Annotated in this window: 22 protein-coding genes and 1 tRNA gene; 9 read left to right on the top strand and 14 right to left on the bottom strand. The window is 65.8% G+C overall.

All coding sequences use genetic code 11. From position 1 onward, the window contains the following. Nucleotides 1-5: 5 nt before the first annotated feature. The 5 genes from ACZY0B_RS06465 to ACZY0B_RS06445 all read right to left on the bottom strand — a co-directional run bounded on the left by ACZY0B_RS06465 (nt 6) and on the right by ACZY0B_RS06445 (nt 5608). The gene (locus ACZY0B_RS06465; protein WP_463763210.1) at nt 6-368 is read right to left on the bottom strand and encodes a hypothetical protein; all 363 of its coding nucleotides are present in this window, start codon (nt 366-368) and stop codon (nt 6-8) included. A 70-nt stretch (nt 369-438) separates the two neighbouring features. After that, nucleotides 439-1935 carry a glycoside hydrolase family 130 protein gene (locus ACZY0B_RS06460; protein WP_463763209.1) on the bottom strand — a complete coding sequence of 499 codons (1497 nt, stop codon included), beginning with the start codon at nt 1933-1935 and terminating at the stop codon, nt 439-441. Further along, nucleotides 1932-2954 (bottom strand): glycosyltransferase, encoded by a 1023-nt coding sequence (locus ACZY0B_RS06455; protein ID WP_463763208.1) that lies wholly within the window; start codon nt 2952-2954, stop codon nt 1932-1934. Before ACZY0B_RS06455 ends, ACZY0B_RS06460 begins: the two co-directional genes overlap by 4 nt. Further along, complete coding sequence (locus ACZY0B_RS06450) at nt 2951-4084, bottom strand: glycosyltransferase (protein ID WP_463763207.1); 1134 nt, start codon at nt 4082-4084, stop codon at nt 2951-2953. The genes ACZY0B_RS06455 and ACZY0B_RS06450 overlap by 4 nt, the downstream gene beginning before the upstream one ends. Nucleotides 4085-4444: 360 nt before the next feature. Continuing rightward, nucleotides 4445-5608: an NAD(P)H-dependent amine dehydrogenase family protein gene (locus ACZY0B_RS06445; protein WP_463763206.1), complete on the bottom strand. Its 1164-nt coding sequence runs from the start codon at nt 5606-5608 to the stop codon at nt 4445-4447. A gap of 101 nt (nt 5609-5709) precedes the next feature. On the opposite strand from ACZY0B_RS06445, the gene ACZY0B_RS06440 reads away from it, so the two are divergent. From ACZY0B_RS06440 to ACZY0B_RS06430, 3 genes are read left to right on the top strand one after another with little or no spacing between them, the layout of a single operon-like run. After that, nucleotides 5710-6573, top strand: coding sequence for an SDR family NAD(P)-dependent oxidoreductase (locus ACZY0B_RS06440; protein WP_463763205.1), 864 nt, complete (start codon nt 5710-5712; stop codon nt 6571-6573). Between the two features lie 10 nt (nt 6574-6583). After that, complete coding sequence (locus tag ACZY0B_RS06435) at nt 6584-7657, top strand: NAD(P)H-dependent amine dehydrogenase family protein (protein ID WP_463763204.1); 1074 nt, start codon at nt 6584-6586, stop codon at nt 7655-7657. A gap of 10 nt (nt 7658-7667) precedes the next feature. Then, nucleotides 7668-8285 carry a TetR/AcrR family transcriptional regulator gene (locus tag ACZY0B_RS06430; protein ID WP_463763203.1) on the top strand — a complete coding sequence of 206 codons (618 nt, stop codon included), beginning with the start codon at nt 7668-7670 and terminating at the stop codon, nt 8283-8285. A 6-nt stretch (nt 8286-8291) separates the two neighbouring features. Here ACZY0B_RS06430 and ACZY0B_RS06425 read toward each other — a convergent pair whose 3' ends face one another. Further along, a complete protein-coding gene (locus ACZY0B_RS06425) occupies nt 8292-8726 on the bottom strand; it encodes a hypothetical protein (protein WP_463763202.1) in 435 nt (144 codons plus the stop codon). Nucleotides 8727-8785: 59 nt separating this feature from the next. Between ACZY0B_RS06425 and ACZY0B_RS06420 the strand changes: the two genes are divergently transcribed. Beyond that, a complete protein-coding gene (locus ACZY0B_RS06420) occupies nt 8786-9907 on the top strand; it encodes an NAD(P)H-dependent amine dehydrogenase family protein (RefSeq protein ID WP_463763201.1) in 1122 nt (373 codons plus the stop codon). A gap of 215 nt (nt 9908-10122) precedes the next feature. Here ACZY0B_RS06420 and ACZY0B_RS06415 read toward each other — a convergent pair. Together ACZY0B_RS06415 and pgm are read right to left on the bottom strand one after the other, a co-directional pair. After that, nucleotides 10123-10195, bottom strand: a tRNA-Ala gene (locus ACZY0B_RS06415). A 116-nt stretch (nt 10196-10311) separates the two neighbouring features. Next, a complete protein-coding gene (gene pgm / locus ACZY0B_RS06410; protein ID WP_463763200.1) occupies nt 10312-11943 on the bottom strand; it encodes a phosphoglucomutase (alpha-D-glucose-1,6-bisphosphate-dependent) in 1632 nt (543 codons plus the stop codon). An 80-nt stretch (nt 11944-12023) separates the two neighbouring features. On the opposite strand from pgm, the gene crcB (ACZY0B_RS06405) reads away from it, so the two are divergent. Genes crcB (ACZY0B_RS06405) through ACZY0B_RS06395 form a run of 3 tightly spaced genes read left to right on the top strand, consistent with a single transcriptional unit; the run spans nt 12024 to nt 13887 of the window. Next, a complete protein-coding gene (gene crcB, locus ACZY0B_RS06405) occupies nt 12024-12422 on the top strand; it encodes a fluoride efflux transporter CrcB (RefSeq protein WP_463763199.1) in 399 nt (132 codons plus the stop codon). Next, entirely contained in the window at nt 12419-12793 is a 375-nt protein-coding gene (gene crcB, locus ACZY0B_RS06400) for a fluoride efflux transporter CrcB (RefSeq protein WP_463763198.1), read from the top strand. The genes crcB (ACZY0B_RS06405) and crcB (ACZY0B_RS06400) overlap by 4 nt, the downstream gene beginning before the upstream one ends. Beyond that, on the top strand, nt 12790-13887 hold the full coding sequence (locus ACZY0B_RS06395; protein WP_463763197.1) for a DUF190 domain-containing protein: 1098 nt from the start codon (nt 12790-12792) through the stop codon (nt 13885-13887). The genes crcB (ACZY0B_RS06400) and ACZY0B_RS06395 overlap by 4 nt, the downstream gene beginning before the upstream one ends. A gap of 26 nt (nt 13888-13913) precedes the next feature. Here ACZY0B_RS06395 and ACZY0B_RS06390 read toward each other — a convergent pair whose 3' ends face one another. Genes ACZY0B_RS06390 through ACZY0B_RS06380 form a run of 3 tightly spaced genes read right to left on the bottom strand, consistent with a single transcriptional unit; the run spans nt 13914 to nt 16532 of the window. Beyond that, nucleotides 13914-14972, bottom strand: a complete 1059-nt coding sequence (locus ACZY0B_RS06390; RefSeq protein ID WP_463763196.1) for a hypothetical protein — start codon at nt 14970-14972, stop codon at nt 13914-13916. 25 nt (nt 14973-14997) lie between these two features. Continuing rightward, the gene (locus tag ACZY0B_RS06385; protein WP_463763195.1) at nt 14998-15624 is read right to left on the bottom strand and encodes a GNAT family N-acetyltransferase; all 627 of its coding nucleotides are present in this window, start codon (nt 15622-15624) and stop codon (nt 14998-15000) included. Between the two features lie 35 nt (nt 15625-15659). After that, nucleotides 15660-16532, bottom strand: coding sequence for an LLM class F420-dependent oxidoreductase (locus ACZY0B_RS06380; RefSeq protein WP_463763194.1), 873 nt, complete (start codon nt 16530-16532; stop codon nt 15660-15662). Nucleotides 16533-16637: 105 nt separating this feature from the next. Here ACZY0B_RS06380 and ACZY0B_RS06375 point away from each other — a divergent pair, with 105 nt between their 5' ends. Both ACZY0B_RS06375 and ACZY0B_RS06370 read left to right on the top strand, forming a co-directional pair. Continuing rightward, entirely contained in the window at nt 16638-17882 is a 1245-nt protein-coding gene (locus tag ACZY0B_RS06375) for an HNH endonuclease (RefSeq protein WP_463763193.1), read from the top strand. Nucleotides 17883-17976: 94 nt separating this feature from the next. Beyond that, nucleotides 17977-19377 carry a protein adenylyltransferase SelO gene (locus ACZY0B_RS06370; protein ID WP_463763368.1) on the top strand — a complete coding sequence of 467 codons (1401 nt, stop codon included), beginning with the start codon at nt 17977-17979 and terminating at the stop codon, nt 19375-19377. 2 nt (nt 19378-19379) lie between these two features. On the opposite strand, the gene ACZY0B_RS06365 is transcribed toward ACZY0B_RS06370, so the two are convergent. The 3 genes from ACZY0B_RS06365 to ACZY0B_RS06355 form a co-directional block, all read right to left on the bottom strand. Next, nucleotides 19380-20207 carry an LLM class F420-dependent oxidoreductase gene (locus ACZY0B_RS06365; RefSeq protein ID WP_463763192.1) on the bottom strand — a complete coding sequence of 276 codons (828 nt, stop codon included), beginning with the start codon at nt 20205-20207 and terminating at the stop codon, nt 19380-19382. 111 nt (nt 20208-20318) lie between these two features. Beyond that, nucleotides 20319-20714, bottom strand: coding sequence for a DUF4267 domain-containing protein (locus ACZY0B_RS06360; protein WP_463763191.1), 396 nt, complete (start codon nt 20712-20714; stop codon nt 20319-20321). Nucleotides 20715-20723: 9 nt separating this feature from the next. Continuing rightward, a complete protein-coding gene (locus ACZY0B_RS06355) occupies nt 20724-23021 on the bottom strand; it encodes an SDR family oxidoreductase (RefSeq protein ID WP_463763190.1) in 2298 nt (765 codons plus the stop codon). Nucleotides 23022-23143: the final 122 nt, after the last annotated feature.

Below are 23143 nucleotides of genomic sequence, written 5' to 3'. Positions count from 1 at the left end.
CGTCACTACCGAGCAGGCGGGATGCGATGCCCCTGCGCCGAGGTGCCCGGGTGGCGGATCGTGTCGTGTCCGAGCTTGCGATTGCGCATGGGCTCGCGCGCCGACTTCTGTTGTCCGAGCTGTCGGATCAACTCATGCTTGGCTTCGTGAAGGGCGCGTGTGATGTCGCGGTTCTCGGCGACGACCACGAGCGGCGGGAGACCAGGCAAGGTCGTTCGCAACGTGACGCGCTGCTCCTTGCGGCCGCGGTCCTGCAACGAGACTTCCAAGCTGACGTCGGACGGGTCCCACCGGCCCATGTGCGACCGAAGCGTAGCCAACGCCTCCAGCACGTGCGGACGTTCCTTGGCGACGAATCCCACACCCATGTGCAGAACGTACTCGCCGAGCGGATTATGCGTTCTGTCGCTGGAGCCTCTCATTGTGCTGATGGTGACCTCATCTCGGGCTATCTGGTTTCTGAACCATCGCGGCCAACAGCTGCGCAACTGGCGCAGTGGCGATTCCGATCGCGCCGTCGGCAATCCCGTAGGGGATCACCAGGGTGTCGGCGTGAACGAGCGCACCGCAGGAGTAGACAACGTTGGGCACGTAGCCGTTTTGTTCGTCGTGGGCGGGGCTGAGTAGTGGGCTTCGTAGCCGGCCGAGCACCCGGGTCGGATCGTCGAGGTCAAGCAGAATCGCGCCGATGCTATACGTGCGCATCGGGCCGACGCCGTGGGTGAGCACCAGCCACCCTGCGTCGGTTTCGATTGGCGGGCCGCAATTTCCGAGTTGCAGCGCTTCCCATGCCTCGGCCGGTTGCTGGCAGGGCGACGCGCTCGTCCAGACCGCAAGGTGGTCGGCGAGGGCGACGGTGTTGGACTCGCGGTCCGATCGTGACATGGCGGCGTAGCGTCCGTGAATTCGCCGGGGGAACAAGGCCAGACCCTTGTTGGCCGCGGCCTTCCCGACCAGCGGCACGGAGGTGAAGGACTGAAAGTCCTTGGTCTCGAGCAGTTGTTGGCTGATGTGGGATCCGCTGTAGGCCGTATAGGTTGCGTAGTAGGTGATCGAGCCGTCGTCCTCGACAAAGCGAACCAAGCGGGCGTCTTCCATGCCGGCCTGCTCGGCCTCCATCGACGGCCAGAGCACGCGCTCGGAAACCGAAACCTCGCTGGGGAATTCGACGGCATAGCACCGAGCGGCGATGGCGCGGATCACGGCGACCGTGCGCTCCCCGTGCCCGCGGGTGCTCAGGTGGGCCCGGAGCTTGTCGAGTCGCGCATCGAGGTCTGCTCGCGTGAAGCGATCGCCGAGCCCGTCTAGGACGTAGTTCGCGGCCTCGCCGGCATCGCCGACGCAGTCGAGTTCGCCGCGGAACACCGCGGCCTCGAGCAGCGCGCCCGATACGCTTCCGGTAGTAGCGAAGTGAGCCGGCTCGTCGATCGTGGCCCGGCCCGCGGCGTCGACGACACCGGTGCGGAACCCGATGGACGACCGGTGTCCTTCCCCGATCCCCCGCACGCTCATCACGAATCGCAGGCTGCCTGCCGCCGTGTCGGTCTGGTCGGGGTGCGACACAATGCTGGGGTTGCACAGCGCCGCCCCCTCGATGGCGTACTCGCTGGTAAAGGCCGCTCCCAGCAACAGTATTCGCGCATCGGAGAGGTGGATATCGGGATTAAGGCGGTCGGCGAGCTCGCGGGCGTGCCGACGGAATGTGCCCACGAGGTCACGGTGGCGTCCGTCGAAGCGGGCGATGACGTCGTCCAGGGACGACTCAACGTCGTCGTCGGTCAGCGCGAGGATGCGTTTGAGCACCACTCCCGCTCGTGACTCCTGAAGCTCGAAGCCCTCCTGGCCGGGCACGAAGAGCCGGGTGATCACCCGCGCCGAATTGGCCGCGATGCGGTGAGGGTCGCGGGTGACGAGCCCGGTGCGCATCAAAGTCATTGCGGAACAAGCGAAAAGCGCTGCGCGTGCTGCAGGGTGGAGATCATCGCAAGGGTCGATTCGGCGCCCTGGTTGAGGTTGACGCACTCGGCGAGCAACCCGTCGAAACCACCACCGGTCTCCCTGTCCCACATGAGCAACCCGGAGTCATTGGCGCCCTGGAACCAGGCGGCGCACGACCGGATCCCATCCGACCAGAGCGCCCGCGGATCGGCAGCTGCGGCGCGTGCGCACGCATCGGCGAGGGTGGCCACCTCGATCGGCTGCTGGTCGAAGGCGGGCCGGCTGTCCTGCGGTCCCCGCCCGCCCGCGGGGGTGGGCGACAGGTGGCCGTCAATCATTTCGCCGTCGAGCAGCCACTCCAGCAGATCCAGGCCACGCCGTTTCAGGTCCGGGTCGTCCAGCGCGACGCCGGCAGCGATCATCGCCTCGGGGAGAATCGCATTCGCGTAGGTGAGCCTCGGCTCGGGCCATGGCCAGTCGGACTTGGCCTCGGGTGCCGCGACGGTGGCGGCGTAGTCGGCGAGGAGTCGCAGGGCCGCAGAATTACCGGGCTCGTAGCTGAGGAGTTCGGCGGCGCCGATGGCGGCGAACGCCATCGCCCGCGGCCACGGCGACCTGGCCTTGGCAGCGCGCTCGAACTGAATCACGGCCAGTCGGCGCACCAGGCTGACGCCGCTGTGGGCGGCGGCGGTGCCGAGCCCCCAGAGGCAGCGGCCCCAGTGGTCGTCCGTGGTGGGCTGGTCGGTCCAATGTCCGGCGTGGTCCATCCGGTTGCGGCAGGAGCCGTCGAAGGACTGGGCGTCGTTCAAGAACTGCAGGGCCTTGCGGGTGAGGCCCTTCACGGCACCCGGTGCATCGGGCTCGCGGGTGGTGACGACGAGCACCCTGGCCATGTCGTCGGTGCAATACCCGTGCTCACGGCGGGGCTCGGCCATGCAGGCGTGCTCGAAGGTGGCGCGATGGTCCGTCATTCGCAACAGGTGAGCGAACGTCGGGGCGGGCGCGGCGCCGGTCACGTCAATGCCGATTGGGTGACCAGCAGCCCTTGCGCCACGCCGACGTAGGCGTTGGCGACGACGGGCCAGGCAATCGTCGGGGCCAGCCCGCGGGCCTCGCTGGCCATGGAATCGGCGACGCGCGGATCGGTCAACAGCTCGCGCAGCGCTGCGACCAGTGCGTCGGGATCGTCGTGAGCGACGACGGTGCCCGCGCCGGTGCCCAGCAGCTCGACCGCGTGCGGGAAAGCGGTGGCGACAATCGGGCGGCCACTCGCAAGAGAGTCGACCAGCACACCGGAGGTGACCTGGTCCTTCGAGTCGTAGGGCAAGACGACGACGGTAGCCGCCTGGATGAGCGCGGTGACCTCGTCAGGGGTGCGGTACACGGCGTCGAAGGACACCGAATCGGCGACGCCGAGGCGTTTCGCCTGCACGGCAAGCGCTTCGCGATACCTTTCCCCCTGCGCGGCGAGGACCTTGGGGTGAGTGCGGCCGGCGATGAGGTACCGCGGCGGGTTGGGCAGGCTCTTGAGCGAGGCCATGGCGCCGAGGACCCGCTCGATGCCCTTGCCCGGTCCCAGCAGGCCCCAGGTCAAGATGGTCGGCCGGTCGGGACGCTGCACGCCGTTGGTGCTGGGAAGTGCCGCGCCGTGCGGGATGACGGTGACCTTGTGGCGTCCGACGGCGAAGCCTGCGCACAGCCGTTGGCGGGCCACCTCCGACATCACGATCACTTGGTCGGCCAATGCCATGACCGATTCGAGGACCGAAAGTTGGTGTGGTGTCGGATATTTGAGCACCGTGTGAACGACGACGATCGACGGGATGCGCAATCCGGCCATGATCTGAACGACTTCGTCTCCGTCGGGGCCGCCATAGATGCCGTACTCGTGCTGGATGACGGCGACGTCGCTCTGGTTGAGAAGCTCGGAGGCTGCCGCCACGGACGAAGCCGAGCCGTTGACGAGCTCGCCGGCGACGTTGGGGTCCGCGGAGACGTCACCGTCAGCGATGCGCACGACGTTGACGTCGGCGCCTCTGGCTGTCAGCCCGTTTGCCAGGGCCGCGCTAAAGGTCGCCAGGCCGCACAGTGTCGGCGAGTAGGTGCCGAGGATGCCAAAGCTCGGCACGTACGAAAAGTGTTGCATCCCAAAGGGAGCGATCAATGACTGAAACAACGATGGAGCATTCAAATTTATCCCGACTAAACGGTAAAGCGATGTGTCCGGCGTGAGCGGATGCTCGGGCAGATCAGCGTCAGAAGCTGAACCATTCCGGATGGGCTGGGAGTACCAGCACCCTGACGCTACACCCTCACCGGCCGAAAGGCGTGGTCGCGCGCGCGCTGAGGCCGAAGTGCCTGTATTCCCTGAGTGGGGCTAAGGGGATTCGAACCCCTGCCTCTACTAGGAAAAATGCTGGTTCACCTGCGGTTTCGTTGTCGGGGTCTTGACGGCGTCAAACTGATCATCGACCAAATCGGACGATCTCTCCCGCGCTTGCGGCTCCTATGCTCCCATCCGGGCGTCGTGATGACCTTCGATCGTGGGGGTTCCGTCTCGGCGCGGGCGGAGCGAACCGATCGCTGGCGTTAGCGGTATATGCAGTGCATCAACCAAACCTGGGGCCGCGTGACATACCCACGGGACGGCGTTGATGGCGCGCATACCGGTCGCGAGTAGGCCGTGGTCGGTGGAGTCCTCATCGGAGTTGAATCCGGTTTCGAATTCGGCATCGAAGCTGGGCTCGCCTTCGATCATCACGCGCCACACGCCGTCGATGCCGCCAGCGCGGCTCTTCGGCCAGTCCGGGGCTATGTCGTCTGCCATCCGGTCGACGTGCTCGATCGTGATCACTTCTTGGCCATCGACCACGCCGATGCAGCGGAACCAGACCGCTGCGACGGTGCCGGGTTCGATCACCCCGGACAGGGTCTCCAGTCGCCGCGATGACGGTGCGAACTCGCACGTTTCGCGAATCTCGTCTAGTTGCGCGCCGAGTGCTTCGGCAACCATGGTGACCGCCGCGCCCCAGCCGTACTTGATCACGCCGGGCATCATGATGCCGCCTTGATAGTCCATCGGCTGACCGAAACCGAACAGCTCCCGCATTTCGTAAACGGTGTTGTCACGCGAGTAATCGGTGATCTCCAGGCCTCGGATTGAGTAGATCCGGTTCGACATCGATGCCATCGCGACGGCCAGCAGATCGCAACCGAAACCCGGTTCGATGCCCGATGAATAGATCGAGCTGCCGCCCTTGATGGCCGAGTCGACGATGCGCTGCACGGTCGACTCTTTGATGGATCCTCGCGGGTAGACCAGGCCCGGAACGGAGGTGGTGACGATGTTCTTGCCTGACTCCAGAATGCGGCAAAAGTCGGTGATCGCCTCGCGCGGGCGGCTGGTTGCCGGCCCGGTGTAGATGATGCAGTCGGCGTCGCCGGCCAGAATGGCGCCGTCGTCGTGGGTCGCGGCCACGCCCAACGGATCGATGCCGGCGATCGTGCCGGCATCCTTGCCGTCCTTGGATTCCGAGTGCACCCAGACGCCCACGAGTTCAAGGTTCGGGCGGTCCGCCACTGCGCGGATGGCCAACCGTCCGACCCGTCCGGTCGCCCACACCACGACTTTGTACGACTGCTCGGGGTGATCCAAGGGTTCCTGCCGCATCATTGCGACTCCTCTCGCTCTTGTCCTGTAATGATTACACATGTAATTTTTTCGTCACAGGCTTTTCTGGCGCCGGCATCGATCTACAAGGGGCAGTGACCATGGGTGTGCTGGACGGCAAGATCGCGATCGTCACCGGGACCAGCAGGGGCGTCGGCGTGGGCATCGCGCACGAGTTGTTACGCGCGGGCGCCACGGTCGTCGGGTGCTCGCGGTCAGCGCTGGACACCATTCCCGGCGTGGACAGTGAGCCGGAATGGGCGGAACGTTCCGCCCAAATGGTCTGCGATCAGGGCGATTATCATGCGATCGACGCCCTGGTGACTGCGGTCGTCGAGCGCTATGGCCGAGTCGACATCCTGGTCAACAATGCCGGCGGCACTGTCCCCGCCCCGCACGTCGAGGACATTCCGGCACTGGTCTCGCGCATCCAGGGCGCACCGCGCTCCGAAGACGACTTCGAGCGCACCGTGTTGTTTCATGCCTTCGCCATCCAGATGAACCTCATCAGCCCGATGTGGTTCGCCATCCGCGTGTACCGCCAGATGCGCGAGCAGGACGGGACCGGCTGCATCATCAATGTCTCCAGCGGCGCGGGCCATCCCGCTGGCTCGCCGACCCTGGTGTCCTACGGCGCGGCCAAGTCGGGACTCAACCACCTCACTCGTTCGCTTGCCGAGGAGTGGGGCCCGGCGGCCCGGGTCAATTGTGTGGCGCTTGGACCGACGATCACCGATAACTTCCGCTCGTTCGTGTTACCCAAAGACGACCCAACCGGATCGACGTACTTCGATGCGCTGCCGCTAAAGCGTGGTGGCGAACCGGCAGAGGTCGGCCGCACGTGTGTGTTCCTTGCCTCTGGCGCAGCAGATTTCATCAATGGCACCACCATCGAGATCGACGGCGGCATGCTCCCGGGCGTGCTCTACGACGCCGGGCTGAAGACCATCACCGATCTGCTCTGAAAGGACTCCAGTGACCCGTCGAGTAGTCCAATTCTCCACCGGCAATGTCGGAGTCCACGCGTTGCGCAGCATCATCGAGCGTCCCGACCTGGAACTCGTCGGGGTACACGCACGCGGACAGGACAAGATCGGCCGCGACGCCGCAGACCTATGCGGGCTCGACCTGCCCAGCGGAGTGCTCGCGACCGACGACATCGACGCGCTAATAGCCCTGAACGCGGACTGCGTGGTGTACACATCGCAAGCCGAGACCCGCCCGCACGAAGCGCAAAACGAGATCATCAGATTTCTGCGGGCGGGTACGAATGTCGTTGGGACGTCATTCGTCTGGCTGGTGGCACCGGACCAGGCCGACGATTGGTTGCGCGAGCCACTGGCACAAGCCTGTTCCGACGGCGATACGACGTTGTACATCAACGGAATCGACCCTGGCTTCTCCGGCGATACCCTGGTTTACGCCGCGTTGAGCTTGGCAGCGCGCGCCACCGCCGTCACCGTTCAGGAGATCTTCGACTATGGAACCTACGATGACGCCGAATTTACCGGTGTGACTTTCGGTTTCGGGACTGCGCCGGATCACCAGCCGATCCTTTTCTCCCCCGGCGTTCTCGCGTCGATGTGGGGCGCGCAGGTTCGCAGTCTGGCCACCGATCTCGGTATCGAACTCGACGAGGTGCGGGAGCGCTACGACAAGTGGGTTACGCCTGACCTGATCGAGTGCACCATGATGAACGTCGAACCGGGCACTGTGGCCGCCGTCCGCTTCGCGGTCGAAGGCGTGCGAGGCGGCGAGGTGCTCATCACCATGGAACACATCAACAGGCTGACGGATGCGGCGGCGCCGGATTGGCCGTATCCGCCCGACGGACATCCCGGTGTGCACCGCGTCCGAGTCGACGGGAGCCCGGGCATCGAGATCAACACCCACGTGGGGGTATCGGGCATCGACCATAACCAGGGCGGTGTCATCGCCACGGCGGCCCGCGCCGTTAACGTCATCGACGCCGCCTGCCGGGCTCCCAGCGGAATCCTTGCCGCGCATGATCTACGGCCGACCGACCACGTGCGCGGCGTGCTGTGGTAACCCGAACGCCATGACCGCACCCCGTCGGCCGCCTACCGGCAGCCAAGCCCGCGCCGAACGCACCCGCGCGGTCGTCATCGATGAGACCGTGCGCTGCATCCTCGACGAGGGATTCGCCCCGCCCAGCGTCCGGCACATCACCGACCGCGCCGGGGTGACCTGGGGGGTAGTCCAATACCACTTCGGCAATCTGGACGGTTTGTTGATGGCGTTGGTGGACAAGGGCTTCGGCGAATTGCTCGCCGCCCTTGACGAGCTTCCGCCGCCGGCCGTCCGCAAGGGCAGCGTGCGCGCGCGTACCGCGTTCGTCATCGACACGATCTGGGGCGCGTTCTCCAGCCCTACGTCGATGGCTGCGCTCGAGATTCTCATCTCGACACGCGGCCTTCGCGACGCCGTCGCCAACACCCACCTCGCCGACCTGATGGTCACGCTGACGAAGCTGGGTCGACACATGGGCGAAGGCCTGTCCGCGCCGCACGCCGGCCGGATCGGCAACCTCATCTGGGCGACGTTGCGCGGCATGGTCGTCGCTCAGATGGTGTGGCCAGAACCGGTGGACTCCTCCCGGGACCGCGAGGCGCTTGTCGATGTGATCACCGCGTACGTCGAATCGCGCGGCGGCTGAACGAGGTTACGGCAGATCGGTGGACAAGAATGTCAGTGGTAGTCCGAGGACCGAGATCTCGATCTCGTCGAGTTCGTATCCGTCACCGCCGCGGTGCTGATGGAAGCGAGTTTGCGCGCCGTATCGCTGCGCCACCTGCCCAGCGGCCGGGGCGTCGCCGACACGGAGCACCACCGAATACACGCCGGGGCCGTTCTGCTGCAGGAAATTCGCCACCGCATTTTCGAGGTCAGGTGCAGTGGCCAGTGGGGTCACCAGTTCAAGTCCACCGTCCCAGTCCAGCAGCACCCGCAGGCCCACGTCTTCGAGCTCGATGGTCTGGAAACGAAAACCCAACTCCGAGAAGAATTGCGCGGAATCCGAGAGCTGCTCTTGCGGCACCGCAAACACCACGTGATGAACGCTGGCTGCTCGACTCGTTCCGTGCGCGTATTCGGCCACACAAAAACATTACACATTTTATCGTTTAGCTGAGTCACCAACCCCGGGAAGGGTTCACCATGAGGTCGACGACGAGCAAGACATACAAGGTTGTGGTCTGGGCGACCGGCGGCGTCGGGCGTTATGCCATCCGCACGGCGGCCGACCGTCCCAACCTCGAACTCGTTGGGGCATGGGTTCACTCGGCCGCCAAAGACGGTCAGGACATCGGGACCTTGGCAGGTATCGAGCCCGTGGGCGTCACCGCTACCCGCGACGTCGACGCCGTGCTCGACGGGGATGCCGACTGCATCATGTACGCCGCTCCTGCCGGCCCTCGGCCCAAAGAGGCGCTTGCCGATTTTTGCCGAATCCTGGCCGCGGGCAAGAACATCGTGACGACGTCGCTGCCCGGCCTGGTGTACGAGAAGGGGTCGCTCTCCGAGCGGTATCTCGAGCCCATCCGCGAAGCCTGCCGCGCGGGCAACAGCTCGATCTACTCGTCTGGCATCGAGCCGGGCTTCGGGTGCGACCTCTTCCCCATCGCCCTACTGTCCATGTCGCACCGCGTGTATTCAGTGCGCGGAATCGAGATCACCAATTATTCGGAGTATCCGGTCGAATTCGATGTCCGAGAGTTGTTCGGTTTCGGCCAACCGCTCGACTACCAGGGCGGTCTCAAACGCCCGGGGGTGCTCAGGTGGGGGTGGGGTGCCGCGGTCACGATGGTGGCCGACGCGTTGGGTGTTGAGCTCGACGAGATCCGAGAAACCTGCGAGTTCCTCCCCACCCCAAGGCGACTCGATACCGCCTGCGGAATCATCGAAGCCGGAACGGTCGGCGCGACCTACGCGCGCTGCGTCGGCGTCGTGGACGGCCAAGAAGTCATCACGATCGAGCACGTCGACCGGATGGCCGACGATCTCGCGCCGGATTGGCCGACGGGCCGCACCGGCGGGACCGACGGCATCTGGCGCGTCATCATCGATGGCGAGCCGTCCTTCGACGGAGAATTCGAAGTCGGTTACCGCGACGATGAAAGCGCTAGCGACCACGGCCTGCTCGCCACCGGGATGCGGGCGGTCAACGCCATCCCGTGGGTGTGCGAGGCGCCGGCAGGGATTGTCGATGCCCTGCACCTGCCACTTACGTCGCCGCTCGGCGCATTGCACCCGCACCGTGACGGCGTGCCCGCGTTCTGAGGGTCACGACCGGTCATCGACGCAGGATTAGCCACGAAGCCACTGGCGCCCTCCCCGCCAGGCCCGGATACACCCACGGGAGCGCCAAAGTCTTCCCATAACTGGTTTGCCGACTCCGCAGACGGCCATCCTTCGGCGTCCCGCACCCGGCACGCAATCCGACCCCTAGCGTTGCTGCAGGAGTGCGGCGAGACAAGACCTGGAAACGAACGCGGTGGAGCTAAGGGGATTCGAACCCCTGACCCCCACACTGCCAGTGTGGTGCGCTACCAACTGCGCCATAGCCCCTAGATGTCGTGCCCATCGAAGCTACACCAACGGCCACTTTCCTTCAAAGTTGCTGCTCAGGCGGCATCGAGCTGAAGCAATCCGCGCCCCCGGGCGGGCGAGACGTCGGGAACAAGTCACCCAATGACTTTATTAACTACCTCGCGCGCAGTTTCTTGCACCGCGGCCAAATGCTCGGGCCCGTTGAAGGATTCCGCGTAGATCTTGTAGACGTCCTCGGTGCCCGAAGGCCGCGCAGCAAACCACGCATTGGCCGTCGTCACCTTCAGTCCGCCCAGCGCGGCACCATTGCCGGGGGCGGCGGTCAGCTTGGCGGTAATCGGCTCCCCCGCCAACTCCGTCGCGGTCACCTGATCGGCCGACAGCTTGGCCAGCCGGGCCTTTTGCTCGCGATCGGCGGGTTCGTCGACCCGGGCATAGAACGGCGTGCCGTACGTGTCGGCCAGCGCCTGGTACCGCTGCGACGGCGTGTCGCCGGTGACGGCAAGGATCTCGGATGCCAGCAGCGCCAGGATGATCCCGTCCTTGTCGGTGGTCCACACCGATCCATCGCGCCGCAGGAACGACGCCCCCGCCGACTCCTCGCCGCCGAAGCCGATGGTGCCGCCGATCAGGCCGTCGACGAACCACTTGAAGCCGACGGGCACCTCGACGAGTTTGCGGTCCATGCCGGCGACCACTCGGTCGATGATCGACGAACTGACCGCGGTCTTGCCGACCGCGATGCCGGCCGGCCAGGACGGCCGATGCGTGTAGAGGTAGTCGATGGCCGCGGCCAGATAGTGATTGGGATTCATCAGCCCCGCGTCGGGGGTGACGATGCCGTGCCGGTCCGAGTCGGCGTCGTTGCCGGTGGCGATCTGGTAGCGATCGCGGTTGGCGATCAGCGAGGCCATCGCATTCGGGGAACTGCAGTCCATCCGGATCTTGCCATCGTGGTCGAGCGTCATGAACCGCCATGTCGCGTCGACCAGGGGATTGACCACGGTCAGCTCCAGGTTGTGCCGTTCGGCGATCGCGCTCCAGTAATCGACGCTGGCCCCGCCCAGCGGATCGGCGCCGATCCGCACCCCGGCCTTACGGATCACGTCGACGTCGACCACGTTCGGCAGGTCGGCGACGTAGCTGTCCATGTAGTCGTGCCGTTGGGCGGTCTGCAGCGCGCGGGCCAGCGGCACCCGCTTGACCCCCGAGCCGCCGTTGCGCAGAATCTCGTTGGCACGCTTGGCGATTGCGTTGGTCGCGTCGGTGTCGGCGGGCCCGCCGTTGGGCGGGTTGTATTTGAAGCCGCCGTCGGGCGGTGGGTTGTGCGACGGCGTCACGACAATCCCGTCGGCCAGCGCTTCGGTGCGACCGCGGTTGTAGGTGAGGATGGCGTGGCTGACCGCCGGGGTCGGCGTGTAGCGGTCGGCCGAGTCGATCATGGCGACCACGTCGTTGGCGGCCAGCACCTCGAGGGCCGTCACCCACGCCGGCTCGGAGAGACCGTGGGTGTCACGGCCGATGAACAACGGCCCCGTGGTGCGGTGGGCGGCGCGGTACTCGACGATGGCCTGGGTGATCGCCAGGATGTGGGCTTCGTTGAACGCACCGAACAGGGCCGAACCGCGGTGGCCCGACGTGCCGAAGACCACCTGCTGGGCGACGTCGTCGGGGTCGGGTTGGATGCAGTAGTACGCCGTGACTAAATGGGATAGATCGACGAGGTCTTCGGGCTGGGCCGGCTGACCGGCTCGCGGGTTGGCCATGTCTACAGATTGTGCCCGTGTCGGACGCGCACGTCGCTCTATGCTGCGTAGCGCATTGGCAAACGAAAGGGAACCAACCAGTGGCACAACCCGACTATCGCGAGTTGGCCGCGGTTTTCGCCGGCGGTGCGCTGGGCACGCTGGCCCGCGCCGCCCTGAGCACCCTTGCGGTCCCCGACCCCGCGGCCTGGCCCTGGCCGACGTTCGCCGTCAACATCGTCGGCGCCTTCCTGCTCGGCTACTTCACCACCCGACTGCTGGAGCGGCTGCCGGTGTCGAGTTACCGACGTCCGGTGCTGGGCACCGGATTGTGCGGCGGATTGACCACCTTCTCCACGATGCAGGTCGAGACCCTGAAGATGCTCGAACACGGCCACTGGATGCTGGCGGTGACCTACACGGTCGTCAGCATCGTGCTGGGGCTGCTGGCAGTGCATCTGGCCACCGCTTTGGTGCGCCGGGTACGGGTTCGTTCATGACGGCGTCGACGGTGTTGGTCTGGACCGGTGTCGTGTTCATCGGCGGCATCGGCTCCGTGGCGCGTTTTCTGGTGGATCGCACGGTCACCCGCCGGGTGGCACGGCCATTTCCGGTCGGCACGCTGGCGGTGAACATCAGCGGTGCCTTGTTGCTCGGATTCCTCGGCGGTCTCGCGTTGAGCAAGGACGCGGCGCTGTTGACGGGCACCGCGTTCGTCGGCGCCTACACCACGTTCTCCACCTGGATGCTGGAGACGCAGCGACTCGGCGAGGAGCGCCGGGCGTGGGCGGCGACCGCCAACATCGTGGTCAGCGTCGTGCTTGGCGTGGCCGCCGCATTACTCGGACAATGGTTGGCGGAGCAGCTATGAACCAGCCCTGCTTGAAATTGACCGCGTACTTCGGCGAGCGCCAATGCGCCGTCTGCGACGGCGCGCCCTTCCTGGCCGACGCGATGTTCGATGTGTTCGGCGCCAACGATGTCGCGGCCAGCGTGATGCTGCGCGGCATCGCCAGTTTCGGGTCGAGCCACGAGCTGCGCAGTGACGTGTCGTTGAGCTTGTCCGAGGATCCCGCGGTGGCGATCGCCGCGGTCGACGTGGAGCCCAAGATCCGCTCCGTGGTCGACGAGGTGGCCGCGATGACCGGCAACGGGCTGCTGACTCTGGAGCGGGCCCGGCTCTTCACCCGGCAACGGGGCACCGACGCGTTCGGCGACTTCGAGGCGCACAACGGGGACGCCGCGAAACTGACCGTGTATGTCGGCCGCCAAGAGCGCATCGGTCCGAAGGCGGCGTACTACGCGGTATGCGACTTGCTGTATCGACACGGATTCGCCGGTGCCATCGTGCTTCTCGGCGTCGATGGCACGGCACATGGACAGCGCTACCGGGCGCAGTTCTTCGGCCGCAATGTCAATGTTCCGATGATGATCATCGGCATCGGGTCAACTGATCAGGCATGTTCTGCAGCAACGGAATTGGCCGAGATGTTGGCCGAACCGCTGATGACGCTCGAACGGGTGCGACTGTGCAAACGCGACGGCGAGATGTTCGCACGCCCGCAAGAGCTCCCCATGACGGATGCTCAGGGACGCACACTGTGGCAAAAGCTGATGGTGTACACCGCCGAAGCCACCCGGCACGAGGCACTACCGATACACCGCGCACTCGTGCAGCGACTGCTCCACTCGGGAACGGCTCGCGGGGCGACGGTGCTGCGCGGCATGTGGGGATTTCATGGCGATCATAAACCACACGGGGACAAGATATTTCAGGTCGCGCGGCGGGTTCCGGTGACAACCATCATCGTCGACACCCCGGAGTCGATCTCGCGCAGTTTCGATATCGTCGACGAGCTGACCGGCCGCCACGGTCTGGTTACCAGTGAAATGGTTCCGGCCGTCTTGTCGCTGGACGAGACGCAACGCCTGGGCGATATTTCGTTGGCCCAGCACGACTACTGACCCGAAACCTGTTCGTGTACAGCCGCTTAGCGGTGTAGGTGGCACGGGGGGATGAGGGCTTTGTCCTCATCGATCAGCTGGCCGATGATGCCGTGGTAAGAAGCTTGCCGAGCGAGTATTTCGTCGGTGGACTGGGTTGCGAACGAGTCACGTCGCGCGTTGGTCGCCAGCCCTACCGCGGCTGCGGAGAGCTCGGCGATGCGGCGCAGGTGCGGGGCGAGATCGGGTGCCGACACCTCGTGCGAGTAGGCGATGAGCTGATCTGACCAATCCTGGTACTTGTCCAGGCCGGGGCCGCCCGGAGTGATCAGCGAGGAATCGAGCATGTCGGGATGGGCGTGGATGAACCCCACGACCGCATTGGCGGTACGGCAGTCCCGGCTGGGCTGGCCTTGCTGGTACACCGCGACAATTGCGCCGGCGACGGCGATGCTGACAAGAGTCGCGAAGGCCAGACGAAATCGCCGGCTCGGCGGCGGCGCGGCGGAATCGTGCGCGTCAGCCAGCGCCGAAAGTGCTTGCGGGCTCAAGGAAGCTGCCGAACGCAGTAGCTCGAGGCGTTGCGGCAACCGGCGCGCTTTCTGCGATGCCCAAGCCATTCGAGCCGCCACCAGCAGCGCCAGCGAGCTCCAGGTCAGCCCGCCGCGCGCATTGTTGCCGATGCATTCCATCACCCCCGCCACCACCCACAGCAGCGGCACGCACCAGGCCAGCCTCTTCTGCCACGGCGGCACCCGCCGCTGGTAAGCCATCGAGAGGTTGCCGATGCGGATGGCGGCCGCCAAGACCGCCGGATCGGAGGGGGCCTCACCACGCCGCAGCGCCCTGACGGCTTGCGAGCGTTGCGGCAGGCTCAATCCGGCCACGGTCCGCGCGTAGCTTTGCTGTATCGGGCGCCGGGAAAGCGTTATCAGCAAGGTCGTGACCACACTGAAGCCCAGGACCGACAGCAATGGCCACGTCCAGCCCAACGCGGCAAAGCCGGAGAAGCCGAGCACACAGATCACGACGAGCGTGACCGTGAACGTTGCCGCATTCACCAGCCAGAGCAGCCACCACGGCGCAACCACCAGCCGAGCCCACATGGCCACCCACTTTCGCAGAGACGGGTCAGCTCTCGCGGGACCGGGGCACATCATCGGGCGTACGAGGCAGCACATACAGTGCCATCCGCCGGTTGGACATATCGTGCTCGCCGAGGTACGCGCAGCCACCGCGCTCACAGAACTTGCGCGCCAAGATGTTGCGGTGGTCGGGATCGAACATGATCCGGCGACATTGCGGTTCAAGTTCGAAGATGCTGACCAACAGGTGCGGCAGCAAGTAGCTGACGTGCCCCTGACTCAGATACCCCAAGTCGGCTACCGCGACGTGTAAGCCCAGATCGTATGGGTCGTAGTCATATCTGGCAGCAATGGAATCCTTTGCCGCCCTGTAGAGTTCGAGGTATCCGCGGTCTACCCCGTCCAGGCCGGCCACGAAGGGGCGGGAGAAGTCGCTGTCGAGTTGCGCACGCAGATAACGGCGCCAGCGCTCCGGCGGCCAGGGATACTCCCATGATTCGGCCAGGTGCGGTCGGTTCATCCACTCGGAGATCAACTCGGCATCGGCGTCCGGATCGGCGAGACGCAAGCCGTAGGGCTCAGGCAGTTGCGGTATCGGCGGCGGCGCGACATTGCGGACCTCGGCGCTGATGTCGGTCAGTTGCCGGGGCAGGATCACTTCAGGATCACTCATGTCTTCCGGGGAGACTACCCCCATTCTCCCAGCGCCTAGCCGCGATTCGTGATCCACCGATCGGCCAGCGCGGCGACCCATCCGGCGACCGTGTCCGCACGGTCGGGCGGGGTCTGGACCAAAACCAGCTCGTCAACCCCCAATTCAGCTAACGCGCCGACGTCGCTATCGCGCGGATTGCGAAGTGCCACTGCCAACCGCAGCTCAGCACGGTCGCGTCCGGACTCGGCGCAAAGTCGATCCAGTCGGCTGACGCGATCGCGCACCGCTGCCACATCGTCGAGGTTGAAACCGTACCAACCGTCTCCCCAGCTCGCCACGCGCCGCAGCGCCGGATCACTGTTGCCCCCCAACACAATCGGGATGCGGCGATCGCGAACAGGCTTGGGATTAACCCGAATCGAGTCGAAGCCGACGAACTTCCCGTCGAACGACGCGACGTCGTCACGCCACAACGTACGCATCGCGGCCACGTATTCGGCCGTGCGCGCCGCGCGGTGCTCGAAAGGCACTCCAAGAGCGGCGAATTCCTCCTTAGACCACCCGACGCCCACGCCCAGCGTCAGCCGCCCTCCGCTCAACCGATCCAGGCTCGCGGCCTGCTTGGCCACCACCACCGGGTTGTGCTCGGGCAGCAGCAGTACGCCCGTCGCCACGGTGATCCGTGACGATGCCGCCGCGGCGAACGCCAGCGCGATCATCGGGTCGAGCCAATCCGCCTGCGCCGGAACGGCAATGGCGCCGTCGTCGGAGTACGGGTATTGCGAGGCGGATTGGTCCACCATGACAACGTGCTCACCCGCCCACAGGGTGGCAAAACCGCATTCGTCGGCCGAGGAGGCGACGGCATCGATCACCGCCCGATCGGCGCCGGCCCCGATTCCCAAAGCGTGCAATCCGAACTGCATCGCACGATCGTGCCACGCGCAGATTCAGCGGCCCTTGAGTAACGGTTATCCACAGCCAGCGATTCCGCCAAGTTTCCGTCAGTCCGGTCGGCTATACTCGAACACATGTTCGATGATTTGGCGTTGATCGAGCGCATAGCGGAGCTGGAGAGAATCAAATCTGCGGCGGCAGCGGAGCAGGCGCGCGCTGCGGCCGCCCTGGACGCCGCACGTCGAGTCGCCGAAGCAGCGGCCGGCGTGCCGGCCGCGCGGCGCGGACGCGGTGTGGCCGGCGAGATCGCCCTGGCGCGAAGGGAGTCACCCGCGTGCGGCGGCCGGCATCTGGGCTTTGCCAAAGCCTTGGTGCACGAGATGCCGCACACCTTGGCGGCGCTGGAATCCGGGGCGCTGTCCGAGTGGCGTGCCACCCTGATCGTGCGCGAGAGCGCATGCCTGGACGTCGAGGATCGCCGCCGGTTGGATGCCGAATTGTGCGGTGACCCGGCCGGTCTGGACGGAATGGGCAACGCGCGAGTGGCCGCCGCCGCGAAGGCGATCGCCTATCGGTTGGACCCGCACGCGGTCGTCGACCGTGCGGCCAAGGCCGAGAACGAACGCACGGTTACCATCCGGCCTGCGCCCGACACCATGACGTACCTGACCGCGTTGTTGCCGGTAGCCCAAGGAGTTTCGGTGTATGCGGCACTGCGACGCGAGGCTGACACCCGCGGCGACGGGCGCTCACGCGGACAGCTGATGGCAGACACCCTGGTTGCACGGGTGACGGGTCGTGACGCCGCCGTCCCAACTCCGATCGCCGTCAATCTGGTCATCTCGGACGAGACGCTGCTCGGCGGTGACAGCGCGCCGGCTGAGATCTGCGGGCATGGCCCGATCCCGGCAGCGGTCGCCCGCGCAATGGTCTGCAGCGCTGTCGCCGACCGGCGCTCCCGGGCGACGCTGCGTCGGCTCTACGCGCATCCTCGCGCCGGAGCGCTGGTGGCGATGGAATCGCGGGCGCGGCTTTTCCCCCGCGGTCTGGCCGCCTTCATCGAGCTGCGTGATCGAGGTTGCCGGACTCCCTACTGCGACGCGCCGATCCGGCACCGCGATCATGCGCGGCCGTGGGCCCAAGGCGGCCCAACCACCGCCGACAACTGCCTCGGCTCGTGCGAGCGCTGCAACTACACGAAAGAGTGCGACGGCTGGCGGGTCAGCACTAGTATCGACGAAAGCCAGACTCACACAGCTGAATTCACCACCCCCACGGGCAGTAAATATCGGTCCGGTGCCCCACCGCGCGCGCCAACGATCACGCTCAGCGACCTCGAGGTCCGAGTCGGGGTCGCACTTGCTCGGCATGCCGCATAGGTCGCGACGAACTCTCCGTAGTCTGGATGAGGTGAGTGTTGCTTCGGAGATCAGCGTCCCCCTGCAAGATCGCTTCGCGCGCGAGCTGCCCGAGATGGGTGTGCGCTGGGAGGCCGAGACGACTCCGGCCCCGCAACTGCTTGTGCTCAACGAGCCGCTGGCGACCGGGCTCGGTCTTGACGCCGCTTGGCTGCGGGGTTCCAGTGGGCTGCGCTTTCTCGCCGGCAACCTGCTGCCCAGCGGCGCGGTCCCGGTAGCGCAGGCCTACGCCGGGCACCAATTCGGCGGCCTTGTCCCGCGGTTGGGCGACGGGCGCGCACTACTGCTCGGCGAGCTGGCCGACGAGCATGGACGCGTTCGCGACATCCACCTCAAAGGATCCGGGGCGACGCCATTCGCGCGGGGTGGCGACGGCCTCGCGGCGGTGGGCCCGATGCTGCGCGAATACGTGGTCAGCGAGGCGATGCACGCCCTGGGCGTCCCGACGACGCGCTCGTTGGCCGTGGTCGCCACCGGGCGCCCCGTGCAGCGCGAGTCACTGCTGCCGGGTGCGGTGCTCGTCCGCGTTGCCAGCAGTCACCTGCGGGTCGGGAGCTTCCAATATGCCGCCCTTACCCGCGACGTCGGCCTGCTGCGGCGTCTGGCCGACCATGCGATCGCCCGCCACTGCCCCGGCGCGGCGGAGGCCGAAAACCCGTATCGCGCGCTGTTCGAATTGGTGGTCGGCGGCCAGGCCTCATTGATCGCCCGCTGGATGCTGATCGGATTCGTCCACGGCGTAATGAACACCGACAACACCACGATCTCCGGCGAAACGATCGACTACGGTCCGTGCGCCTTCATGGAGACCTACGACCCCGACACGGTCTTCAGCTCGATCGACCATTGGGGGCGCTACGCGTACGGCAATCAGCCCGCCATCGCAGGGTGGAATCTGGCCCGGTTCGCCGAGGCGCTGCTTCCGTTGCTAGCCGATAACGTCGAGGAGGGAGTCGCGTTCGCCGAGCAGGCGTTCGGCGTATTTCAAACCGAATACGACGCCACCTGGTCGTCCGGCATGCGCGCAAAACTCGGCTTACCCGCGAACGTCGAAGCCGGAGCCGTCACGGCGTTGGTCGACGAGTTGCTGCGCCTGCTCAAGGAAAGCCACGTCGACTACACCTCGTTTTTCCGGCACCTCGGCCGCGCGGCCCGGGGCGACGCCGAACCCGCACGCGGTGTGTTCATCGACCTCGCCGGCATCGACGACTGGATGTCGCGCTGGCGCGCGTTGGGCCCCGACGCCGAATCGATGGATCGCGCCAACCCGATCTACATCCCGCGCAACCACCTGGTCGAGGAGGCCCTGGCCGCGGCGACGACGGGCGATCTCGGTCCCCTTGAGCAGCTCCTGGACGCCGTGACCGCCCCCTACGACGAGCGGCCGGGCCTCGAACGCTACGCCAGTCCTGCTCCCGATGACTTCGGCACTTACCAAACCTTCTGTGGCACTTAGCCTTACGTCAACTTCGCGAACTCCGCCTGCAACCCATCCAAGTGACGAAGCGTCTCGTCTCGGGGCTCGGTCGGCAGCTCCACCAAGACGTGCTCGACGCCGATATCACGGTAACCTTCAACGGCTTTCGCCGTCGATTCACCCATATGAATATTGATTACCGGCACGTCGTGGCCGGCCACCGCGCGCAATTCTTCGAGCTGACCCGACAGCACGTCCGGTGAGGGGGCCATCGCGATCCAGCCAGCCTTCAGCCGGCCGATGCGCTTGAAACTCGCCGGCCCACCCCCGAGGTACAGCGGCGGATACGGCTTCGTCAGCGGCTTCGGCCAACTGTAGATCGGGTCGAAATTCACGAAATCACCGTGGAATTCCGCCTTTTCCGTCGTCCAGATCTCGATCATCGCGCGCAGCCGCTCGTCGACCACGCGTCCCCGAACCGAGGGGTCGACGCCGTGATTGGCGACCTCTTCACGCAGCCAGCCCACGCCAACTCCAAAGCGAAACCGTCCCTGCGACACCAGATCGAGCGACGCCACTTCCTTGGCCGTCAGGATCGGGTCCCGCTGCGGGATCAAGGCAATACCGGTGCCCAGAACCAATTTTTCGGTGGTGACCGCCGCCGCAGTCAACGCGACAAACGGATCCAGAGTCCGGTGGTACTTGCGTGGGGTCGGACCGCCCAACGGGTAAGGGGTCTTTGCGTCGACCGGAATGTGGGTGTGCTCGGCGACGAACAGCGACTCAAATCCACGCTCCTCGAGTCCCCTGCCCAGATCCACTGGGCCGATTCCCTCGTCGGTCACAAAAGTCAGGACACCGAAACCCACGTTTGCTCCCCTCTCCGATTGACGGTCACCAGTCAACCGCATCCAGGCTTGCGTGTCACCGGATCAGATACCGGGTGGGCCGAGGTCATGCGACAGCCGCGGTGCCGGGCCTCAGCCCTCCGGCGTCTCCGCCGCTTTAGGCGCGGGCCGCGCCGCGCCCCACAGTCCAACGCCGATTCCGACGACGGCGCCGCCCAGGCCGATCAGCTGCTGTGAACGCTTGAGCTCGTGATGGACACTCAGCCCGCCAAGCAGATCGGCCGCGTCGGCCCCACCAGACGCCAGGAACCAGCCGCGGGTGTTCTTGCCGCGCAGCGCCGCCGTCGCGAGTAGCCCGCCGATCAGCGCATCGCGGTAGCCCATCGATCGCAGCAGCAGTCGGGCTGTCGGCGTCGGCTCACCGGGGTCGCCCCAGAGCCGGTTCGCACCCAGCGGATCGACGAGAAAGTGGACACCTGAAGCAAGTCGGATACTGCCCGCGATGAGCGCGGCACGGTCGATCGCCATGGCCGCAGCCTACTGCGTCTTAACCGGCCGCCCCGATTTCGTTGGCTCCAGCAGCACGGCATGTTCGGCAAGTCGGGCCGCCGCGGGAGCGCAGCTGTCGATGACCGCCCGTAATTCCTCTGCGGACAACCGGTTAGAGGCACCGGTAAACCTCGGGTCGATAACGCTGGCGCCGAATTCGAGCCACTTCGGGTCCGCGTCGACGTCCAGGAAGCTCGCCAGCCGCGCCAGCGACGATCGTGTGTCGGCGACCAGGTCGGCGTACGACAGCGGGAGGTAACGGTCTGCGCGCAGGTCGGCGAGCTCGGCTTCACCGGTGACGATCAGCTCGCCCCACATACGGGCGAATCTGCTGACGGGCATGTTCTGACCCATCAGGTAGTCGACGTCGCAGGTGTCACCGACCAGAGAGGCGAGCTCGATCGGTATCGCCGTCGGGTCCAGCCGCAAACCGGGGTGTCGACGCTCCGGGTCGAGGTCGAGCAGCTCCAGCGCGTCCTGAATGAGCGCCATCAAGCGAAATCCGGTGTGGTCGCTCATCGAAACCGCCGTGTCCGGACCGTTCCGGAATAGGTGCACGAACTTCGCATCCGGGAACGTCTCGCGTAGCCACGGGACGCTGCTCAGCGACATGGCTGACCGCTCGACTACCACAGTCCCACCGAAATATGTTGCGAGCCAAGCGAAGAGGCGTTCGTAGTGCAGCCGCGAGGTTTGTTGTGGCCACGTCGGAACCTCCGCGGCAAGGGCGTCGAAAACGCCGTCGGGGTCCGACGTCAGATGCGGCAGTGTCATCATCGAGATCGCGGGGATCCCGGTTGTGCTCGCGTCGAAACGGGTTCCCTGCAGTCGCGGGTAAATGAACTCCGGCATGGCCGAACCACCCCGGACCATCGAGTCGAAGATCGGGTGCGGCTCGGCCAGCATCCGCCAGAACTGCTCACCCGACAGTGCGTGGTCGGCCGCCGACGAAGCGCGCACCGACAGGTAGAACTCGTTGAGGCTGAGCACATCTGGGTGGGCGCCGAGGATTCGCGACAGCGCGGTCGATCCGCTTCGTCCGACTGTGACGATGAATGTCAGCCCTCGTATGGGACGAACCTCGTCCGCGCTGTGGGCGGTCAGATCGAAGGGACGCCCGACGGATACCAGGGGTTCAAGCGCCGGAGCCGATTCGCGGGGTTGACGCGGTTCGGGTTTGACCGTGAAGTATCGCTTGTACCGTCCCACGCTTCCCAGCAGATAGTCGAAGTCGACGATGGTCCGCCGATGCGGCTCGCCGATCACCGCTCGCGCATCGGTCGTGTCGTAAGTCCGGCTGTGCTCCAGGTAGGGCATGAATCCGCTGGCCCACCGCAGGCGCCGTTCCAGCAGATTGGGGTTCTCGATCGGGCCCTCGACCAGCGTCAAGGGGATCGGAGACACCGCGTTGAAAAGTTCGACCAGGGTTTGCACTGCGACGTCGTGATGATGAACGACGTGGTAGGTAGTCAGGCCATTGGGTGCCAGCCGCATCAGGCGGACCATCTCGTCAGCGGCCTCGTCGGCCGGCATGTAATTCAAGTGGCCGTTGAGATCACCTCGCAGGCGCATCGACAGGTTGGTGCGCAACGGCCGTCCGGACACCGAGAACAGCCGCATCCCGCTATCGGCCGACGTCGAAAGAAAGGAAAGCGGGTGCAGCGGGAAGTCCGGATGGGGCGGCCGCTCGACGATCAGGGCGCTGGGCCGCAGCACCACGACCCGGCGCCCGGTGCGCCGCGCCCAGTCCCGCACAAGCGTCTCGGACTCGAATTTGGACATCTCGTAGTTGTTCTCGAAGCCTTGGTCATCCCGTAACTCGGTCTCGTAGATGAGGCCCGAACGGCGCCGGCCGGCGACGAACGCGGTCGACACATGGAACAGGTCCGGCTCCCGCGATCCGGCCTCGGCGAGTTCGAGGATCCGAGTGGTACCGCCGACGTTGGTACAGCGAAGGTCGGCAAGGTCGGCGTCCAGCTCGATGATCCCGGCGCAATGCAAGATCGCGTCAGCGCTGTCGGCAAGGTCCTGGAACTGCTGATCCGATAACCCGAGATTGGGCGCGGCGAGGTCCACCGGCACGACGGTGAATCTTTCGCGCAGCTCGTCCTCGGTCCACCCCTTCCCGTCGGTGACCGCGAGCGGGAGAGCCTTGCAGATGCGGGTGATCGCGTCGGATTTCGGCCTGGTCAGCAAGGTGAACGTGTCGTCCCCGCGGAGGAGTTCGCTCAGGATGTGAACCCCGAGAAACCCGGTCGCGCCGGTGATCGCCCAATGCATTGACATCCCGTCCTCGCGCAAACTCCGCGCGGAAACAGCCCCGATTAGCCTGCCCGCGAACTTACTTGTCCATCAGGGGTGCCGCCATCCCACTCATCGACATATACGGTTACCGCAGGTCATCGCCC

This window comes from Mycobacterium sp. IDUB_19 (assembly GCF_055419445.1).
The sequence above is the reverse complement of the archived record's forward strand: the minus strand, read 5'-3'. Positions and strand labels throughout refer to the sequence as shown.

Bases quoted from the DNA above. Each gene is read 5' to 3' on its own strand.
- ACZY0B_RS06465 (WP_463763210.1), bottom strand. From the start codon at position 368: ATGGGTGTGGGATTCGTCGCCAAGGAACGTCCGCACGTGCTGGAGGCG.
- ACZY0B_RS06460 (WP_463763209.1), bottom strand. From the start codon at position 1,935: ATGACTTTGATGCGCACCGGGCTCGTCACCCGCGACCCTCACCGCATC.
- ACZY0B_RS06450 (WP_463763207.1), bottom strand. From the start codon at position 4,084: ATGCAACACTTTTCGTACGTGCCGAGCTTTGGCATCCTCGGCACCTAC.
- ACZY0B_RS06445 (WP_463763206.1), bottom strand. From the start codon at position 5,608: ATGCGGCAGGAACCCTTGGATCACCCCGAGCAGTCGTACAAAGTCGTG.
- ACZY0B_RS06440 (WP_463763205.1), top strand. From the start codon at position 5,710: ATGGGTGTGCTGGACGGCAAGATCGCGATCGTCACCGGGACCAGCAGG.
- ACZY0B_RS06430 (WP_463763203.1), top strand. From the start codon at position 7,668: ATGACCGCACCCCGTCGGCCGCCTACCGGCAGCCAAGCCCGCGCCGAA.
- ACZY0B_RS06420 (WP_463763201.1), top strand. From the start codon at position 8,786: ATGAGGTCGACGACGAGCAAGACATACAAGGTTGTGGTCTGGGCGACC.
- pgm (WP_463763200.1), bottom strand. From the start codon at position 11,943: ATGGCCAACCCGCGAGCCGGTCAGCCGGCCCAGCCCGAAGACCTCGTC.
- crcB (WP_463763198.1), top strand. From the start codon at position 12,419: ATGACGGCGTCGACGGTGTTGGTCTGGACCGGTGTCGTGTTCATCGGC.
- ACZY0B_RS06395 (WP_463763197.1), top strand. From the start codon at position 12,790: ATGAACCAGCCCTGCTTGAAATTGACCGCGTACTTCGGCGAGCGCCAA.
- ACZY0B_RS06390 (WP_463763196.1), bottom strand. From the start codon at position 14,972: ATGTGGGCTCGGCTGGTGGTTGCGCCGTGGTGGCTGCTCTGGCTGGTG.
- ACZY0B_RS06385 (WP_463763195.1), bottom strand. From the start codon at position 15,624: ATGAGTGATCCTGAAGTGATCCTGCCCCGGCAACTGACCGACATCAGC.
- ACZY0B_RS06380 (WP_463763194.1), bottom strand. From the start codon at position 16,532: ATGCAGTTCGGATTGCACGCTTTGGGAATCGGGGCCGGCGCCGATCGG.
- ACZY0B_RS06375 (WP_463763193.1), top strand. From the start codon at position 16,638: ATGTTCGATGATTTGGCGTTGATCGAGCGCATAGCGGAGCTGGAGAGA.
- ACZY0B_RS06370 (WP_463763368.1), top strand. From the start codon at position 17,977: ATGGGTGTGCGCTGGGAGGCCGAGACGACTCCGGCCCCGCAACTGCTT.
- ACZY0B_RS06360 (WP_463763191.1), bottom strand. From the start codon at position 20,714: ATGGCGATCGACCGTGCCGCGCTCATCGCGGGCAGTATCCGACTTGCT.
- ACZY0B_RS06355 (WP_463763190.1), bottom strand. From the start codon at position 23,021: ATGTCAATGCATTGGGCGATCACCGGCGCGACCGGGTTTCTCGGGGTT.